Annotated in this window: 17 protein-coding genes; 5 read left to right on the forward strand and 12 right to left on the reverse strand. The window is 68.9% G+C overall.

The window, feature by feature from the left end; genetic code table 11:
* Nucleotides 1-224: hypothetical protein (locus Q1N79_RS12900; RefSeq protein ID WP_300608733.1), on the forward strand; the 224-nt coding region annotated here is incomplete at its 5' end.
* 140 nt (nucleotides 225-364) lie between these two features.
* Here the strand turns inward: Q1N79_RS12900 and Q1N79_RS12905 are convergent.
* The 11 genes from Q1N79_RS12905 to Q1N79_RS12955 all read right to left on the reverse strand — a co-directional run bounded on the left by Q1N79_RS12905 (nucleotide 365) and on the right by Q1N79_RS12955 (nucleotide 10,947).
* A complete protein-coding gene (locus tag Q1N79_RS12905; RefSeq protein WP_300608735.1) occupies nucleotides 365-1,699 on the reverse strand; it encodes a CoA transferase in 1,335 nt (444 codons plus the stop codon).
* Nucleotides 1,680-1,883, reverse strand: coding sequence for a hypothetical protein (locus tag Q1N79_RS12910; RefSeq protein ID WP_300608737.1), 204 nt, complete (start codon nucleotides 1,881-1,883; stop codon nucleotides 1,680-1,682). Before Q1N79_RS12910 ends, Q1N79_RS12905 begins: the two co-directional genes overlap by 20 nt.
* On the reverse strand, nucleotides 1,880-2,083 hold the full coding sequence (locus tag Q1N79_RS12915) for a ferredoxin (protein ID WP_300608739.1): 204 nt from the start codon (nucleotides 2,081-2,083) through the stop codon (nucleotides 1,880-1,882). Before Q1N79_RS12915 ends, Q1N79_RS12910 begins: the two co-directional genes overlap by 4 nt.
* Nucleotides 2,080-2,949, reverse strand: a complete 870-nt coding sequence (locus Q1N79_RS12920) for a mycofactocin-coupled SDR family oxidoreductase (protein ID WP_300608741.1) — start codon at nucleotides 2,947-2,949, stop codon at nucleotides 2,080-2,082. The genes Q1N79_RS12915 and Q1N79_RS12920 overlap by 4 nt, the downstream gene beginning before the upstream one ends.
* Before the next feature lie 25 nt (nucleotides 2,950-2,974).
* The gene (locus Q1N79_RS12925) at nucleotides 2,975-4,456 is read right to left on the reverse strand and encodes an aldehyde dehydrogenase family protein (protein WP_300608743.1); all 1,482 of its coding nucleotides are present in this window, start codon (nucleotides 4,454-4,456) and stop codon (nucleotides 2,975-2,977) included.
* A gap of 28 nt (nucleotides 4,457-4,484) precedes the next feature.
* Nucleotides 4,485-5,660, reverse strand: coding sequence for an acyl-CoA dehydrogenase family protein (locus Q1N79_RS12930; protein ID WP_300608745.1), 1,176 nt, complete (start codon nucleotides 5,658-5,660; stop codon nucleotides 4,485-4,487).
* Between the two features lie 73 nt (nucleotides 5,661-5,733).
* A complete protein-coding gene (locus tag Q1N79_RS12935) occupies nucleotides 5,734-6,909 on the reverse strand; it encodes a MaoC family dehydratase N-terminal domain-containing protein (RefSeq protein WP_300608747.1) in 1,176 nt (391 codons plus the stop codon).
* A complete protein-coding gene (locus tag Q1N79_RS12940; protein WP_300608749.1) occupies nucleotides 6,906-7,259 on the reverse strand; it encodes a DUF4387 family protein in 354 nt (117 codons plus the stop codon). Before Q1N79_RS12940 ends, Q1N79_RS12935 begins: the two co-directional genes overlap by 4 nt.
* Before the next feature lie 34 nt (nucleotides 7,260-7,293).
* A complete protein-coding gene (locus Q1N79_RS12945; protein WP_300608751.1) occupies nucleotides 7,294-8,658 on the reverse strand; it encodes an acyclic terpene utilization AtuA family protein in 1,365 nt (454 codons plus the stop codon).
* Nucleotides 8,655-9,761 carry an acyl-CoA dehydrogenase family protein gene (locus tag Q1N79_RS12950; protein ID WP_300608753.1) on the reverse strand — a complete coding sequence of 369 codons (1,107 nt, stop codon included), beginning with the start codon at nucleotides 9,759-9,761 and terminating at the stop codon, nucleotides 8,655-8,657. The genes Q1N79_RS12945 and Q1N79_RS12950 overlap by 4 nt, the downstream gene beginning before the upstream one ends.
* Nucleotides 9,762-10,041: 280 nt before the next feature.
* Complete coding sequence (locus Q1N79_RS12955; protein ID WP_300608755.1) at nucleotides 10,042-10,947, reverse strand: LysR family transcriptional regulator; 906 nt, start codon at nucleotides 10,945-10,947, stop codon at nucleotides 10,042-10,044.
* A 222-nt stretch (nucleotides 10,948-11,169) separates the two neighbouring features.
* Here Q1N79_RS12955 and Q1N79_RS12960 point away from each other — a divergent pair, with 222 nt between their 5' ends.
* Nucleotides 11,170-12,648 carry a class I adenylate-forming enzyme family protein gene (locus tag Q1N79_RS12960; protein WP_300608757.1) on the forward strand — a complete coding sequence of 493 codons (1,479 nt, stop codon included), beginning with the start codon at nucleotides 11,170-11,172 and terminating at the stop codon, nucleotides 12,646-12,648.
* 43 nt (nucleotides 12,649-12,691) lie between these two features.
* Here the strand turns inward: Q1N79_RS12960 and Q1N79_RS12965 are convergent, their stop codons facing one another.
* The gene (locus tag Q1N79_RS12965; protein WP_300608759.1) at nucleotides 12,692-13,588 is read right to left on the reverse strand and encodes a LysR family transcriptional regulator; all 897 of its coding nucleotides are present in this window, start codon (nucleotides 13,586-13,588) and stop codon (nucleotides 12,692-12,694) included.
* Between the two features lie 178 nt (nucleotides 13,589-13,766).
* On the opposite strand from Q1N79_RS12965, the gene Q1N79_RS12970 reads away from it, so the two are divergent.
* The 3 genes from Q1N79_RS12970 to Q1N79_RS12980 all read left to right on the forward strand — a co-directional run.
* Nucleotides 13,767-14,720: an SMP-30/gluconolactonase/LRE family protein gene (locus Q1N79_RS12970; RefSeq protein WP_300608761.1), complete on the forward strand. Its 954-nt coding sequence runs from the start codon at nucleotides 13,767-13,769 to the stop codon at nucleotides 14,718-14,720.
* A gap of 17 nt (nucleotides 14,721-14,737) precedes the next feature.
* A complete protein-coding gene (locus Q1N79_RS12975; protein ID WP_300608763.1) occupies nucleotides 14,738-16,765 on the forward strand; it encodes an ABC transporter permease in 2,028 nt (675 codons plus the stop codon).
* On the forward strand, nucleotides 16,762-17,418 hold a 657-nt coding region (locus tag Q1N79_RS12980), incomplete at its 3' end, for an ABC transporter ATP-binding protein (RefSeq protein WP_300608765.1). The genes Q1N79_RS12975 and Q1N79_RS12980, both read left to right, overlap by 4 nt.

A 17,418-nucleotide genomic window follows, 5' to 3' on the forward strand; every position in this document is an offset into this window, starting at 1 on the left:
TGGTCGGCCAGCTCCTCGGCCGGAAGGCACGCACGGGAAGCCTGCGGCTCAGCGCGGAGCGCATCACCAACGGCTCCAAGCTGATGGCGGGCGGCGCGCTGGTCGCGCTATCGGCCGTCCTGCTGGTCGGCCCCCCGGTCGCCACCCACCTGCTTCCTCACTTGATCCACCACCACAAGGTCGTCCGCGAATCGTCGGAACCTCCGGCAGTCAGCACCAGCTGACGAGCGCGCCGCCGGCCCGTGCCCGTGGCTCCCAGCTGGTGCTGACCGGCCGGCTAGCAGAACCGCAGGGACGGACCGCCGCGGCGAGGGCGGCGCGGTCCGGATGCTGTCGCACAGATGCCCCTCGCCGTGCAGTCCGTTCATTCGCGGCCCACCTCTGTGAGAACGCCTTGCGTGTGCATCCCTAGCGAGGGGGCCGGAGATCGCATCCGACGGGCCCGTGGCTCCAGCACGGGCACCGGCCTATCCCTGGTTTCCATCCACCACCGGCCCTGCCGGCAGGCAAGCTCACATGGCTCACGCTCGCGGGCGGCCACCGACGCCGCCTGTGCGCAGACATCGTGCATTGATACGTCAAGCAGCCAGCCGCTGGAGCTGGTGATCGCCCACATCGCGGCGGCCGCCGCGGTGACCCCTGTCAGGGGATCAGCGATGGCGTCGCCAACGGGAACGGGCCTGCCTGCATCATCCACGACGAGTCCCGCGCCCGCCGCGACGTCGTCACCAAAACCGGCGCGTTCGCCGGCGGCGCGCCCGTAGCCGGTGATGCTGACCCACACCGCGCCACGCTCAACGAACTCGGCGGCGTCGATGTCCAGGTTCCGCAGGGCGCGCGGTCGCGACGCCTCGATGATCACGTCGGCCCAGGACATCAGGGCATGCAAGGCTCGCCGTCCCGCGGCCGATCCGAAGTCTAGGGCCACCGACTCGTGGCCGCCGTGCAGGAGGGCGTAGAAGCCAGGGGAGCCGAGCCGTGCCCCATCCGGCCGGCCGATGCTTTCGACCTTGATGACACGCGCACCGCATGTCGAAAGCAGCTGGGCGCACAACGGCCCGGCCCATAGCGAGCTGAGGTCGGCCACGACCGGCTGCTTCCGCCGGATCGCCACGCTGCCGCCCCGGGTGGCGAGAACGGCAGGCCGCGAGAGCCCGGACGGCTTGTTACCAATTACCGCAGCAGGGATCCCCAGCATCGTCGCCCGCTCCCGCGCTGTGCGGACCGGCTTCCCTGCCAGCCAGGACGCGAGAGCAGCCCATGGGTCACCGGTCACCGGGCCTTCGATCAGGGCGGGCAGCGCCGTGCGGTCGTCGGGCCGCGCGAGCGACAGCCCCAGCCAGCCGTCCTGTCCGGGAATAGCGCGGAAGGCGCCGCCGACCGAGCTGGGCGAGTTCCGGTGCAGCCCGGCGCTGAGAGCTGCCCGCTCGCCGAGTAGCGCCGCCCCGTCGATGTCTCGCGCCGCGGCTCCGAGCAACCCGACCGCCGCGCGCGCCCAGCTCGCGGGCGCGCCGGGCGCGAGTCGCGGCGGCCCATCGGCCCGGCCGGTCAGGTACATCGCGCCGGACCGAGCCCAGTCGGAGTCCGCGTCGCCAGGGTTCAGGCTGACCCGGGGGCGGCGCCCGTCGAGCACATCGGCGAGCTCTGCGACAAGCGTGTCGGCAGCGGTTCTCGCCGCGTCATGGCTGTCTGTTCTCATCGGCACCTGTGATCGCGACCGTCGGGCTGGCGGCGCTGTCGAGCGAGTTGACTAACCATCCGGCGGGGCGGTCGCCTGCCCGCTTCGTGGCCTCGTAGCCGTCGGCGACCTTGCCGGTCTGCGGAAGTGCCGGCGTCTCGCCGACGTGCATCCGCAGTTCGCAAGAATCGGCCTGGCTTGTCATTCGACCTCCTCGATGGACAGCGCGCGCTCGGGACAGGCGGCCACCGCGTGGCGGGCCGCGGCCTCGTCCTCCGGTGCCACCTCCGCCTGGGAGATCGCTACGTATCCGTTGTCGTCTAGCTTGAAGACTCCTGGCGCGTAGCTGTTGCACCGTGCGTGACCCATGCAGCGCGCCTGGTCCGCGCGCACGATGATGCTCACGCCGCACCTGCGGGGAACTTGAGCAGCGAGCCGGCGTCGATGCGGATCTGCTGCCCTGTTATGTACCTGGCTTCGTCCGAGGCAAGGAAGACCGCCAGGTTCGCGACATCCTCCGGCTCGATGTATGGGATGGGCATCGCCTGGAAGTTCGTGAACGCTGGGATCGCATCCTCCAGCGTTGGGTTGTCCAGGTCGGGCCTGTGCACGGCGTAGATGCCCTCGTTGAGGAGCAGATGGGTCCGCACGTTCGTCGGGTGGATCGCATTGACCCGGATGAAGCGGGGCGCCAGGTGCAGGGCGAGCTGCTCGACGTAAGCGACGATGCTCGACTTAGCGAAGGTGTAGCCGCCGCCCCCGGGGCCGAGAACAGGGTTGCTCGCCTGGTTTGGCATCATCGCGGCCGTTGAGCCGGTGACGATGATCGAGGCCCCGTCTCTCAGAGTAGGCAGCGCGACCGCCACGGCGTTCATCACCCCGCCGAGGTCCACATCCACGGCGTCGATGAAATCGCCCGGGTCCGGGTCGCCGAACGCCATCGGGAAGATCCCGGCATTGGCTACGACGATGTCGAGGCCGGCGGCGTTGAGCTCGGCCAGCCCCTTGTCTACGGCCGACCGCAGTTCTCCACGCTCTCGCACGTCGGCCTTGACGGCGACGATGGTCCGGCCGCGAGCGCGCACCTCATCGGCCGTGTCGGCCAGGTCGGCCTCGGTGGCGAGAGGGTACTTGTTGGAAGGGATCTGGGCGCAGATGTCGACGGCGACGATGTCGGCGCCTTCCTCCGCCATCCGAAGAGCGTGCGCCCGGCCCTGGCCGCGCGCCGCCCCGGTGATGAAGGCGACCTTGCCCGCGAGCCGCTCGTTCATATCGGCAACTCCTTTCTGTCACCGCTCAGCCGCCGACGACGGACCAGACGATGGACTTGTCTTCGAGAAACTCGGCAACGCCGGATTCACCCCACTCGCGGCCGATGCCGCTGGCCTTCAGCCCGCCGAACGGACCGAACGGCGACAGCGGTGACCCGCCGCCGTTGACCAGGACGTACCCGGTGCGCAGCCGCGAGGCGATCCGGTAGGCGCGTGCTGGGTCGTGCGCCCAGACCGCCCCGCCGAGCCCGTACTCGCTGTCGTTGGCGAGGGCGACCGCCTCGTCTTCGGTCTCGAACGCCATCATTACCGCTACCGGACCGAAGATCTCCTCGCGGGCGATGCGCATGTTGTTCGTCGCGTCGGTGAACAGGGTTGGCTCGTAGAAGAAGCCCCGGTCAGGCGAGGTTGGCCGCCGGCCGCCGGCCGCCACCGTGGCGCCCTCGCTGCGGCCAAGCTCGACGTAGCTTTCCACGCGGTCCCGTTGCCCGGCGCTCATCAGCGGTCCGAGGGTTGTAGCCTGGTCCCTGGGGTCGCCGATGACCACGTCCGCGAGGGCGCCGCGGACGATGCCGAGCAACTCATCGAACCGTGACCGGTGCACGAAGGTCCGGGTCAGCAGGTCGCAGCCCTGGCCGGCGTGCAGCGTCATCGCGGTGAGGATCGAACTGGCCGCCCGCGGCAGGTCCGCATCCTCGGCGATGATGGTGGCCGACTTCCCGCCTAGCTCGAGGATGACCCGTTTCAGCCCGCCGGCGGCCTGCTGGTAAACCTTCCGGCCAACGGCATCGGAGCCCGTGAAGCTGACCACGTCGACCAGGGGTGAGACGGTGAGCCGCTCGCCCACGGGCACGTCACCGACGACGACGTTCAACACGCCGGGCGGCAGGTCCGCCTCCTCGGCTGCCTCGGCCAGGATCAGCGCGGACAGCGGCGTATAGGGGGACGGCTTCAGCACGGCCGTGCAGCCGGCGGTGAGCGCCGGACCCGCCTTGTAGATGTTCAGGCCCAGCGGGAAGTTGAAGGCCGACAGCAGGGCGGCTACGCCGGACGGCTGGCGCTGTACGACGCCCTGCCCGAGGCTGCGCCGGTCTCTGGTGTGCGGCAGCATCGGGCGCTCTAGCTCTAGCCGCGGCGCGATGCGCTCCCCGAAGTCCCGGAATACGTCAAGCGGGTACCCGACCTGCAGCGGCGTGGCGATCCGTCGCGGGCAGCCCGTCTCTGCGATGATCAGCTCGATGATCTCAGCGCGGCGCCGGTCGAGCGCGTCTGCCATCCGGGTCAGCAGCCTGCCGCGCTCGGCGGGCGGCATTGTCGGCCACGGCCCGTCGTCAAACGCGCGGCGGGCAGCTCCCAGGGCGGCCTCGGTCTGCCCGACGGTCGCTTCTGGCACGACGGTCAGGACCTCTTCCGTGGCCGGGTTGAGGATCTTCACCTCGCCCGCGCCAGCATCTTCCCATCGGCCTTCGATGAACTGGCCCCGAGGAACGAAGTGCGGACTGGTCACCAGTGCCTCCCTGCCGTCGCCGGGGCCGTCATTTTGACCGGTCCCTCGGCATGCCGAGGGCACGCTCGGCTATCAGGTTGCGCAGGATCTCGTTGCTGCCGCCCGCGATCGTGTACGTGCGCGAGTACAGGAGGTCGTCCTGCCAGCTTCCCCCGTCGAGCACGCCCGGATCCCCTTCCGCCAAAACCCCGCGGTCCCCCTGGTAGGCCAGCGCAAGATCGATCATCGCCACGTTAACCTCCGAGGAAAAGATCTTGCTGACCGGCGCGTCCGCGGCGTCGCCCTCGTCGGCCAGGCGGCGTTCCAGGCTGCGGCTGTGCAGGTAGTTACAGACCTCGGTCGACGCGATCACGCGGCCAAGCCGGGGCCGCAGCCGTGCGGCGAGCGCCGGATCCGAACGCTCGACCTCGCGCGCCAGCGCGAGCAGGTCATCAAGGCGGGACCTCAGCCGTGACCCAAGGCCCCGGTTGCCCTGCCGCTCCTTGACCAGGCTGGCCGTCGCTACCTGCCACCCTTCCCCGGGTCCGCCAATCAGGTTCGCGGCGGGGACGCGAACGTCGGTAAAGAAGACCTCGTTGAAGTCGGCTGTCCCCGTGATCTCGCGCAGCGGCCGGATCTCGACGCCGGGGCTGCGCATGACGAGGATGAACGCGCTGATCCCAGCGTGTTTCTTGGTGGTGTCCGTGCGGGCGAGCAGGTATCCGAGGTCGGCGTTGTGCGCGTTCGTCGTCCATACCTTCTGGCCGTTGATGACATAGCTGTGCCCGTCGAGCCGCGCCTGGGTGCGCAGTGCCGCAAGGTCGCTGCCCGCGTTCGGCTCGCTGAATAGCTGGCACCAGATGTCCTCGCCGTTGCGGATCCGCGGCAGGTATTTGCGCTTCTGCTCGTCGGTGCCATACGAGAGCAGGGCGCCGGAGGCGAGGTAGGCGGCACCGATCGGGGCGGGCGCGCCGGCCCGGCCGAGCTCCTCGGTGAAGATCGCGTCCTCCATCGGGTCGGACTCGCCCTTGCCGCCGTACTCGGGCGGCCAGTCCTCGCCGAGGAACCCCTCGGCGAACATCTTGGCGGTCCACTCCCGCAGGGCCGGGAGGTCCTCTGGCCGGGGCGCGCGATGCCCGCCGCGGACCTCCATCGCCGGGGCGTTCTCCGCGATGAAGGCGCGGGCCCGGCGGCGGTAATCTTCGTATCCCTGTTCGCCAGTCATTGCCCGCCTTCCCTCCATGCATTGGCCCTGCTCGTGTTGGCCAGCTCGCCGCGCTGGCCAGACGGGAGCGCGATCATGGGGCAACCACCCGTGCGGTCGCCTCGGTCGTCTGCTGCCCGCGCTGGTTGCGCCCGGTGACGACGCAGTCGATGGCCCAGGTGCCGTCGGCGAGCCGCTCAGTTCCGCTCACCTCGCCGGACAGCCATGTCACGTCGCCGAGCAGATTCGGCCCGGTCAGCCGGACCTCGAGCGAGGCCAGGAAGGCGTCGTCGCCCATCCAGTCGGTCAGCAGGTGCGCGACCCAGGAGATGCGCTGCGGACCGAAGTCGTAGGCGCGCGGCAGCCCGACCTGCCTGGCGAGTTCGCTGTCCCAGTGGGTCGCCTCCAGGCTGTCGGGCACGTTCGTGCGGTCGTTGACCAGGCGGCTGCCCGGGTGGTTGGCAAGGTAGCCGTCCTGCATCCGGCCGGTCAGGCACATAGGCGACCCCCACCCGAGCACCCACCCGACGATCGCGGTGCGCGTGAGCGGCCCCTTCAGCAGCGTGCCGAGGGAGTCCCCCGGCGCCACCCCGGCGCCTTCGAGCGGGGTGCCGCCCCTGCGACTGGCGGCCTCGCCTCTGTAGTGCGCCGCGAACCGGTCGAGGTCGGCAGGGGAGTACACCTGCTCCGGGGCGCTGTCGGGCGATTCCGCTGACGGACCGGCCCCCGGCTCGGCGCCGGTCCCGGGCGGCGCCGCGGGGCGCTCGGCTCGCAGCACGGTCTTGTCGCAGTAGGCGATGTCCGTCCCGTCGCCGCCGGCGAACGTCGTGCGGTCGGTGTGCACGACGACGCGCTTGCCTGCGCGCGAGGTCCGTTCCCGCACGTCGATGAGCGTCTCGACAGCGGCGACCGGCTCGCCGACCCAGGCAGGCCGCACGAACGTCCACTTGTCGCCGAGCCACATGGTGCGGCTGCCGGGCAGCCAGTGCTCACTCGGATGGATCCGGTGTTCCCCTGGCCGCTCCGGGGCGTTGTTGCAGCTGTAGAGGAAGGTCGGCGGCGCGAACATGCGGGCGCGTCGTGTCCGCTCGGCGTACCCTTGGTCCCACCACAGCGGGTTGTCGTCCCCCACCCCGGCGGCGAAATGCCACACCGCGTCGGAGCTGACCACGCTGTTCCAGCCCCGGGCGGGCCGGGGCCTGCCAAGCCACTCCGACAGGGCGGCTATCGCCTCGTCGGTGATCGACGGCCGTGCCTGCACACCTGTCATCCGACCGCCACCGCCGCTGCCGCCGTTGGTCCCTCCGCCGCTGTTTCCGTCCCCGCCTCGCCAGGTACCGGCAGGGCGAGAAGCGGGACGAACTGCTGGACTCCGTCGAAGTCCCGCTCCCCCTGGCCGCAGCGCGGATCACGGCGGGGGACGGTGATCTTGACGGAGTTCAGCGGCTCGATGATGAATACGTACACGTCGGCCGGCTCGACGCGCAGCACGCGGGCGACAGCCGCGGGCGCGAGCGCTCCGGACCGCGTCACCCGGCCGAGGACCGCGGCGTCGGGGAACTCGATGTCGAAGGTCAGCCACGAGGCGCCGGCGTTGGCGCTCTTCACGATCAGCGCCACGTCCGCGAGCGTGGCTGCCTGTGCCGCCGCCATTTCAGGCCGCCGCCAGCTCGACGCGGAAGGGGTCCTTCTCGTCATCGACGTCCATGACGTGCCACACGCTCCACTCATAGACAGGGCCCACGGCGATCGAACTCGGCGAGAACGGGTAGGCGAAGTTGCCGCCGCTGCCGATGCCCCCGCCGACGTCGAGACGCGAGCCGATGGGTCCGGCCCGGCCGGCCAGCGCCAAGGCGAGGTCGGGGGTGTCTGCGACCACGTCCACGACGAGGCCGACCTCGGCGGGCACGTCCGCCGAGGGCTCGGCCGGGCCGAGCACCGCGTCCCTGCCGTAGGGGCGGAAGACCACCGTGTAACGCTCCGGCGCGACGCCCATGCTGCGGGCGGCCGCGTCGAGGAGCGTCCGGTACCGGTCGAGGAACTCATCGAGCCGGGCGAGCAGCCTCGGGTCGCGCAGGCCGGCAAAGAGGATCGCACGGTGCCCGGCGAGGCGTGCGCCTTCGAGCTTGACCGTCGGCGCGGTATCTGTGAATAGGCTGCCCCGCACCCGAACCGCGTTGCCGATCTGCTCGTAGCGCGCCCGTGACACGTCGAGTTCGCCGGTGGGCTGGCGCAGCGTGAACGGGTCGGGGTTCTCATACATCGCGGTGCGTGCGACGCTCGCCACGGTACAGACCGCGCCCGCCTTCGTTGGCTCGATATCGAAATGGTCGCCGCGGATGGTCGCGAGCACCGGGGAGCCCTCGCTGGGCGCCGTGGTCGCCAGATAGCCCTTGTCGACGCACTTCGCCGCGTGCCAGGCCAGCGCCGGGTCCGCGCCGAGCCGCATCGCCTGGGCCGCGTAGATCGCCGGGTCAGCGCACCGCCCTGCCAGCACGATGTCGGCGCCCGCCTCGAGCGCGTCCGCGACAGGGCCGGCGCCCATCATCGCCACGATGTCGCTGGAGCCGTCGATGTCGGCATGGGTGAGCTGCGGGAAGGGTCCGAGCGGCCGGATCCTCGACCGCGTGAGCGCGTCGTGCAGCGTGTCCCTGTCCTGGTCGGCGTGAATGAGCGCGATTCGCGGCGAGATGCCGAGTTCGGCGGCGATCTGCCTGACCATGCGCTCGTAGCCGAGCACATGCGGGCGCGAGCCGGCGCCGCCGCAGGAGCCGAGGACGAGGGGGCAGCCGGCCTCGTGTGCTCCCTCCATCATCAGCTTCAGGTCGCGGCGCACCGCGAGCGCCGACTTCGCGTCCCGGCCACTGCCGAGGAACCCGGGGCCGAAGTCCGCGCTTCCGGCGTCGCAACCGATCAGGTGCGGCTTGCGCTCCAGGCCGGCCCGGAACCCCCGGTATGAGAAGCCGAGCCCGACGACGCAGTTGGCCAGCACGCGGACCTCCGCCGGTGCCACGCTCACTGGCCCGCCCCGGCCAGGGCGGCGTCCGCAAGCCGCGCCTCGTGCCAGCCGGCCGACCCGTAAAGCATGGCGTTCACCCGGATGCGGCGCAGGTACAGGTGCAGGTCATGCTCCCATGTCATGCCGATCCCGCCGTGCACCTGCAGCGCCTCGCCCGCGACCCGCGGGGCTTGCTCGCTGACGACGGCGGCGGCCACGTCCGTGCCGAGGGATGGCCCACCGGTACGGGTGAACTCGTCAACTGCCTGATAGCTCGCCGCCGTCATGACGTCGACCGCCATCCGCATGTTGGCGCACGTGTGCTTGATGGCCTGGAATGACGCCAGCGGGCGGTCGAACTGGACGCGATCCTTGGCGTAGCCGACGGTCATCTCAAGCAGCCGCCTGGCCGCGCCCGTTGTCTCCACGCAGATCAGCACCTGTTGCGCGGCCAGGCAGGCGGCGACCGCGTTGCCGCCCGCGATCACGCCCGCGGTCCTGGCACCCGCGAATTCGACCTCGCAGTAACGGCGTGTCAGGTCAAGCGTGCCGAGCCCGCGGATCGTGACCCCCGGGCCATCGCGCCGGACCAGGCCGAGCATCAGACCGTCCCTGCCGCGGACCGGCACGGCGAACAAGTCCGCCGCCTCGGCGTGCGGGACGAAGGCCTTGCTCCCGGTCAGCGCCCACTCGTCGCCGTCTCTCGCGGCGCGCACTGTCACGCCATCGGGTGACCAGGGCCGGCCCGTCTCCGCGACCGCCAGCGCCGGGCGGAGCGCGCCGCTCGCCAGCGCGGGCAGCTGCCGTTCACGCTGCACGGCCGTCGCATGCTGGCACAGCACGTGGCCAAGCGCGATGGCGTCAATGTACGGACCGGACTGCAGAGCCCGGCCGAGCTCTTCGACGAGCACCGCGGCATCAGCAAAGGTGAGCCCTGCCCCGCCGAACTCTTCAGGCACCGCCACCCCTGGCCAGCCGAGGCGGGCTGCCTGCTCCCACAGCGCCCCGTCGAAGCCGGCGGGCGTCGCGGCGATGCTCATCAGTGTGCGCGCCGGGTAGTGCCCGAGCAGGCGACGGGCGGCGTCGGCCACCTGCCGCTGGACCTCAGTGGCTACAAAGCTCACGTTCAGCAAGACCTTTCCCGAGCTCAGGAGCTGCTGCATGCGGTTGCCAGGCAATCACGACTGCTTCGGTCGACCAAGACTCGAAAAGTTCACGGATCTTGTACTCACCGCTCATGGTGCACAGCGGCCCGTGGACAGTCCGACACTGTCCGTTCGGAAGAATTATTTTTGATTTCCGAACGAGCCGTTGCTCCGCCTTCACCGTCACCAGCCTGTCGCGGGTGAGGGAACCGGCTCGCCCTTGCCGCTGGGCAGATCGGGCGGGTGGCGGCGGGCGTGGTCAGCTGGCGAGGGCGGCTTCCACGCGAGTCTCGCTCGCGCCGACGACGGGGTGGACGATGTCGAGAATCGCGTCGACGAAGTCAGGCCGGTGCCCGCGCCGCCAGACGAGGTAGACATTGCTGATCTCAGGGACCGCGCCGGCGAGGGCGATCTTCCTGACCTGCGGCCGCTCGGGCAGCGACGCGAGCGCGATCGCGATCCCTTGATTGGCCTCGACAAGGTCGAGATAGTGCTCTGGAGCGGTAATCCGCCGCGGTTCGAAACGCGGCGATATGTCCCGGTCGGCGAAGAAACGCCTGATCTCGTAGTTGATCCCAGGGCTGACCTCCGGGCTGACGATGAGAAGCCGCTCGCCGTCAAGCTGCTCGACCGTCACCAGTTTCTGCTTAGCCAGCGAATGGTTCGCGGGAACGAGCAACGCCAGCTCGTTGGTCCCGATCTGGACGCTGCTCACCTTGGAGGTCGTCCACTGAGTCGCGCCAACGGTGTAGTCACCGTCATCGACCGCGCGAATGACGTCGTTGCTGTTCGCCCGCGGATCCAGCCGGACCCGCCACTCCGCCTCAGTTGTTGGCAGCCGCGACAGGTACTGACGGAGCACGTGGGAGGAGGCGGGGGAGTAGGCGATGTCGATCTGGGTCGGCCCGTCCGGCTCGTTCGCGATCCTGCGCATTCCCTCGACCCCGATGAGGACCGACTGTGCCTCAGCCAGCAGGATGCGGCCCTTCGGCGTCAAGTGCACCTGGCGGGTCGTGCGATCGAACAGCTGCACGCCCAGCTCGTGCTCAAGGCGCCGGATCCGGTGACTGACGTGCGAAGTGGTGTACAGGAGCTCCTGGCCGGCTCGTCCGAAGTGGAGGTGCTCAGCGACGGAGACGAACACCTTCAGGTCAATCAGCTCCACGCGCGCCTCCCAACGTCGCCGGTGACGTGCAGCTTTAAATGATCACCCTAGCTGCGAGGTCAGACACCGGCTAGGGTGCCGCAAGCCCTGGATTGTGTTGACAACGTACACAGTCAATGAAGCCTTCGGCCCTTGGAGGCCTCCGGCCTGTTGTGTTTGCCTCACAAGTCAGGGGCCGTAACTGGGCGGGCATGCGCCTGACGATCTGGATTGGACCGCGTGATGGGCCTTTCTCTCATCCTGGAGATGGCGGTGGCCAGCCACGGCGAGCGTATCGTGCTGGCGGCAGACGACGCGCAGCTCACCTGCGGCGAACTGGCTGAGCGCGTGGCCCGTGCCGCCGCGGTGATCCGCGGCCGGGGTGCGAGGCAGGTGGCCTTCGTAGGCCGCAACGGCCTCGCCTACCCGCAGTTGCTGTTCGCGGCGGCGCATGCGGGCGCCGCGTTCGTCCCGCTTAACTACCGGCTCAGCGCGGACGGCCTGCGGGAGCAACTGCGCTCCCTCGACGACCCGCTGGTCGTTTGCGATCCGCCCTACCTGCCCGTGGCCGACGGGTACGCCGCGACTGCGACAGGAGATTTCCTCGCACAGGCCGCGAATAGTGCCCCGGTCGAGGAGGCAGCGGTGGACAACGCCTCGGCGGCGGTAGTGCTCTTCACCAGCGGGACGACATCGCGCCCCAAGGCGGTCGTCCTGCGGCATGAAAACCTGCTCGCCTACATCCTGTCCACTGTCGATCTGGGCGCGGCCACCGAGGGCGACGCCGCGCTTGTGGCCGTTCCGCCATATCACGTCGCTGCCGTGGGGTCCGCACTGTCCAACCTGTACGCGGGCCGACGTGTCGTCTACCTGCCGGATTTCGCTCCCGCCGAATGGATCAGGCTTGCCCGCGAGCAGCACGTCACGACCGCCATGGTGGTGCCCACGATGCTGGCGCGGATCGTGGACGCCCTTGACGGTGCCGCCGACCTCCCCGATCTGAAGCTGATCTCCTACGGCGGCGCGAAGATGCCGGTGCCGGTGCTGCTCCGCGCCCTTGCGGCGTTCCCTGGCACCGGCTTTGTCAACGCCTACGGGCTGACAGAGACCTCATCGACGATCGCGCTGCTCGGCCCGGAAGAGCATCGCGAGGCGCTGGACTCCTCCGACCCGGTCAAACGGGCCAGGCTCGCCAGTGTCGGCCGGCCGGTCCCCGGCATCGAGGTGCAGGTCCGCCGGGAAGACGGGACCCCAGCCGAGCCCGGCGCGCCCGGCGAGCTGTGGATTCGTGGCCCCCAGGTCTCCGGAGCCTACGCGGAGCAGGGGTCGGTGCTCGACGAAGCCGGCTGGTTCCCGACGCGGGACATCGCACGGCTGGACAGCGACGGCTACCTGTTCATTGAGGGCAGGGCCGACGACACCATCATCAGGGGAGGGGAGAACATCCACCCGGCGGAGATCGAAGACGTGCTCCTGACGCACCCGGGGATTAGCGACGTCGCCGTGGTGGGCCTGCCGGACGAGGAATGGGGACACAAGATCGTCGCGGTCGTAGTGCCCCGCCCGGCGGTCACGCTGGAGGAGAACGAGATCCGCGCCTACGTGCGCGCGAGGCTGCGCGGCTCCCGCACGCCGGACGAGGTGGCGTGGCGAGCCGGCCTGCCGCGGACGCCGACAGGGAAATTGCTGCGCAGGCAGCTGGTCGAAGAGATGGCTTTGTAAAGGATGGTTTCGTATGCAGTCAACGGGCGAGTTCCCGGCTGGATCATCCGGCCAGCGCGGGCATCTCGGTTTCCGTGAGCACTTCTTCGGCCGCGTGCACGAGCACATCGACCAGCTGAGGGCGCCGTGCGTGCCGCCAGACGAGATAGACGTTCGAGATCGCAGGCGTCGGCCCGATGATCTGCAGTTTCCGGATACCCGGACGTTGCGCCAGGCTCGCGAGGGTGATGGCGACGCCCTGCCCTGCCGCCACCAGGTCGAGGTAGTTCTCCGGGTTGGTGATCCGGCGCGATTCGAACCGCGGGAAGATCTGGCGGGAGACGAAGAACTTCTGAACCTCGCTGTTGATGCCTGCGTTGACTTCTGGCGCGACGATGATGAGGCGCTCGCCGTCGAGATCCTCTGCGGTGACGGTCGAGCGACAGGCGAGCCGATGATCGTCGCGGACGAACAGCGCCAGCCGATTCACGCCGATCTGCACGCTGTCGACATCCCTGGTGATCCACTGCGTGGCGCCGATCGGGTATTGGTTCCCGGTCACCGCTCGCAAGACCTCCATGCTGGTGGACTGCGGGTCCAGGCGAACTCGGGCTTGGGGAGCGAATTCGGGAAGCTTGCCGAGGCACCGCGTGATGAGTCCGGCCGAGGCCGGCGAGTACGCGAGGTCAAGTCCGGGAAGGCCTTCGGGTTCGGCCGCGATCCTGCGCATCCCCTCGATTCCGGCCAGGATCGCCTGTGTCTCCCCAAGCAGGAGCCGCCCGCGGGGCGTCAGCCGGACCTGCCGGGTCGTGCGCTCGAACAACTGCACGCCGAGCTGGCGTTCAAGTCTGCGAATTCTGTGGCTCACGTGCGACGTCGTGCAGACGAGTTCCTCGGCGGCGCGTCCGAAATGCAGATGCTCGGCGACGCAAGCGAAGAACTTGAGGTCGATCAACTCCATGCCGCGCGGGTCCTAGTTATCGCGGTGTTACGGTCGTCACAATCATCGCCCTGGCACCTAGGGAAGGCCAGAGCGGGATCAGTGTGGATTGCGCTGAATACGTACACAGTCCGTGAAGGCATCCAATCTTGGATCCCCTGTTCAACTGTGCTTGCCTATGGCGACTGGGATATGTGGCATGCGTCGCTTCGCCGCGTCCGCGCCGGATGGCCGGGACACGGCGGGGAGTGGTCGCCACAGCTGCCCAAACCGGCGCATCACACGGGAGGACAGCAAGGCCGTGGCACGGGAGTGGACGGTTCTCGCGCGGGGATTCGGCGTCCTCGAGGCTCCGGCGGTAGCCGATGACGGTGTCTACTTCAGCGACGTCACCGGAGGTGGCGTCTACCGGGTCGGCCAGTCGGGCACTCCCCCGGAAGTGGTCATCCCGAAGCGCAAGGGCGTCGGCGGGCTGGCGCTACACCGTGCTGGCGGCATTGTGATCACTGGGCGCGATGTTCGCCAGGTCGGTGCGGGCGATGACCGGGTGCTTCTCGAGTCCTCGGACGTCTGCTCGCCGGAGGGCACCGTTACTTCCTTCAACGACTTCTCCGTCGGCCCGGACGGGGAGCTTTACATCGGCACCGTACAGACGCCGATCGGGCGCCAGCGAGCCGACGACGAGTTGGTCAGTTCAGGCGATCTGATTGTCGTCAGGCAGCCCGGCGTCGTGAACGTGATCGCGACCGGCATCGGTTCCGCCAATGGCTGCGCGTACAGCACGTCGCACCTGTACCAAGTTGACTCCGCGAACCGCAAAGTCGTGCGCGTCGACCATTCCACGGGACGCGTGGACTCGTACAGCACGACAGCCATCGACGGCATTCCGGACGGCGTCGCTCTCGACGCGGAGAGCAACCTGTGGATCGCGTTCTACGGTGGTGGCTGCCTTGCGGCCTTCGACCCCCAGGGCGAGCTCCTCCGTGTCGTGGACGTCCCTGCCCGGGGCGTCACGAGCGTCTGCTTCGGTGTCTCGGAGCAGACGGTCTACGCCACCACCGAGGACCACGAGGACGATCCCCGCCTTCGCGGCTGTCTGCTGGTCGCCTCCATCGACGTACTCGGTGCAGCGATCCCGGTCGTGACTATCTGAACTAGGAGAGGGCGCACATGTTGCAGTACGTGCTCGCCGGCCTTGTACTTGGCGGCATCTATGCCATAGCCTCCGCGGGCATCGTGGTCACCTACCGGGCGGCAGGCATCCTGAATTTCGGGTTCGGCGCGATCGCCTACTTCCTCGCGCGCATGTACTACTTCCTGAACACCCAGCACAGCTGGGGGATCCTGCCGGCGGCGATCGTCACCCTCGTGGTCGCCGCGCCGACGCTTGGCGTCGTTCTGTACTACGCGCTGTTTCGCCTCCTGCGTCTGGCGACACCGCTGATCAAGGTGGTGGCGACGCTTGGCGTCTCAGTCTGCCTGCCGCCCCTCGCGGTGGTCCTGTTCGGGAACGAGGACATTCAAGCGGCGCCGGGACTCGCCCCGGAGCCGGTCGCTGTCTACCACGTGCTCGGCGTGCCGGTGACGATGGACCAGATCATCGTGTACACCTCAGTGCTGCTCGTGGTCGTCATCGGCGCTCTGGTGCTCCGGTTCACCGACGTGGGCCTGCGGGTGCGCGCGATGGTGGACTCGCCGGCGATGATGTCGCTCTCCGGCGCTAGCCCGAGCGCGGTTTCGGTCGGGGTCTGGGCGTCGACCACGTTCCTCGCAGGGCTTACCGGTGTGCTAGCCGGACCGATCATCGGCCTGTCGTCCCCGGACTACACGCTGCTGATGTGCTCGGCATTCGCTGCGGTGATCGCGGGCAAGCTCCGCAACCTGCCCGTCGCCGTGATCGCGGGGCTGCTCATCGGAATCTTCAGCAGCCTCGTGCAGGGCTACATGCCCGACACCAGCGGTCTTACCAACGACATCATCGCGAGTATCCCCTTCATCGTCGCCGCGGTAGTGCTGATCTACAACACCATCCGCTGGGGCCGGGTCAATGAGAGCGAGGGCGTCGGCGGGGCCCTTGATCGTGCCATCGCACCCCAGGCTGGCCCTCCCGTCGCGAAGACCACGAAGGGTGATCTGCTGCTCCGCAGGCTTTCCGGCACCGCCGGCTGGCGGCCGTCGCTGGTGATCCTGGCAATCGTCGTCCTGCTGACGTTCATCTCCACCGACTACTGGGTCGGCCTCATCTCGTTCGGGCTCGCATACGGCATCGTGTTCCTCTCCTTCACGCTGGTGACCGGCGAAGGGGGCATGATCTGGCTCTGCCAGGTGTCATTCGCGGGCGTCGGCGCGATGACCACGGCCCAGCTTGTGACGAACCACGGCTGGCCCGTCACGCTCGCGATCCTCGCGGGGGGCATCGTCGCGCTGCCGATCGGGCTGCTGCTCGGGCTGCTCACGATCCGCCTCGGCGACTTGTATGTCGCGCTCGTGACTTTGATGTTCGGGCTCCTGGCCGACAACCTCGTGTTCTCGCAAAACATCTTCCTGCAGAGCGGCCTCGGCGTCAGCGTGAACTGGCCGTCGTACGTCCACAGCACCGCGCAGCTGGCACTGCTGTCCCTCGTCGTGTTCTGCGTGCTCGGCCTGGTCATCGTCAACCTGCGTCGCTCGACCACGGGCCTTGCCATGGGTGCGGTGCGCTGGAGCGAGTCGGGCGCCAAGACCATCGGCATCTCGGTCGTCGGGATGAAGGTGATCATCTCGGCGCTCGCGGCGGCGGTCGCCGGCATCGGTGGCGGACTACTCGCGATGAACGCTAACGCGGCCATCCCGGACAACTTTGCCACGCTCACGGGCGTCATCTGGCTGGCTGTGCTGGTGACCGCGGGCATCAAATCCAATATCGCAGCGCTCTTCGCCGGGCTGATGTTCAGCGTCATACCCGGCGCTTTCGTTCTTTACCTCACCGGCAATTGGGGCCAGGTGCCGCCGATTCTGTTCGGCGTCGGTGCGATCATCCTTGCGACCGACCCCGAGGGCTTCGTGATGCAGAACGCCAAGGGACTCATGCGACTCATCCTCCGGCTCTTCGTGCAGGACACGGACAGCGCACCCGTCGCCGCCGGCCTCTCCTGGCACAGGGGAGAGGCGGGGCACGACCGAGCTGGACGCGTATCCCACGGAAGGGGCATTCGATGACAGCGAATCTGGAAACGCCGGACATCGTGCTCTCCGCAGAGGGCGTCACTGTGCGCTTCGGCGGGCTCGCGGCGTGCTCGTCCGTGTCGATAGAAGTGGCGCGGGGGGAGTTCGCGGGTCTCGTCGGCCCGAACGGTGCAGGCAAGTCCACGCTGTTCAACGTCTTGTCGGGACTCCAGCGGCCGAACGAGGGCAGCGTGTGGCTGGCCGGCAAGGACGTCACGAGGATAAGCCCGCAGCGGAGGGCTCGGCTGGGCCTCGGGAGGACCTTCCAGCAGCCGGAGCTTTTCATGGAGCTGACGGTGCGTGAGCACCTCGTGCTCGCGTACCGCTCCTTCCATGCCCGGCGCCGGCTCTGGGCCGACATGTTCACCGCCGGCTCGCTGCGTCCGGTCGATCCCAGGGAACGCGATCGGATCGACCGGCTGGTCGATGCCCTGATGCTGACGGGTGTCGCCGACCAGACGGCCGACACGCTCCCGCTCGGTACGAGCCGGCTCGTCGAGGTCGGCCGGGCGCTCGCGACCAGCCCCTCGGTGCTGCTGCTTGATGAGCCCCTCTCCGGCCTCGACGCCAATGAAGCGAAAGAACTCGCGGCCACACTCCGTCGCATCTACCGGGAGGAGAACGTAGCGGTGCTCCTCGTCGAGCAT

It is taken from the genome of Trebonia sp. (assembly GCF_030042015.1).
GTDB lineage: Bacteria > Actinomycetota > Actinomycetes > Streptosporangiales > Streptosporangiaceae > Trebonia.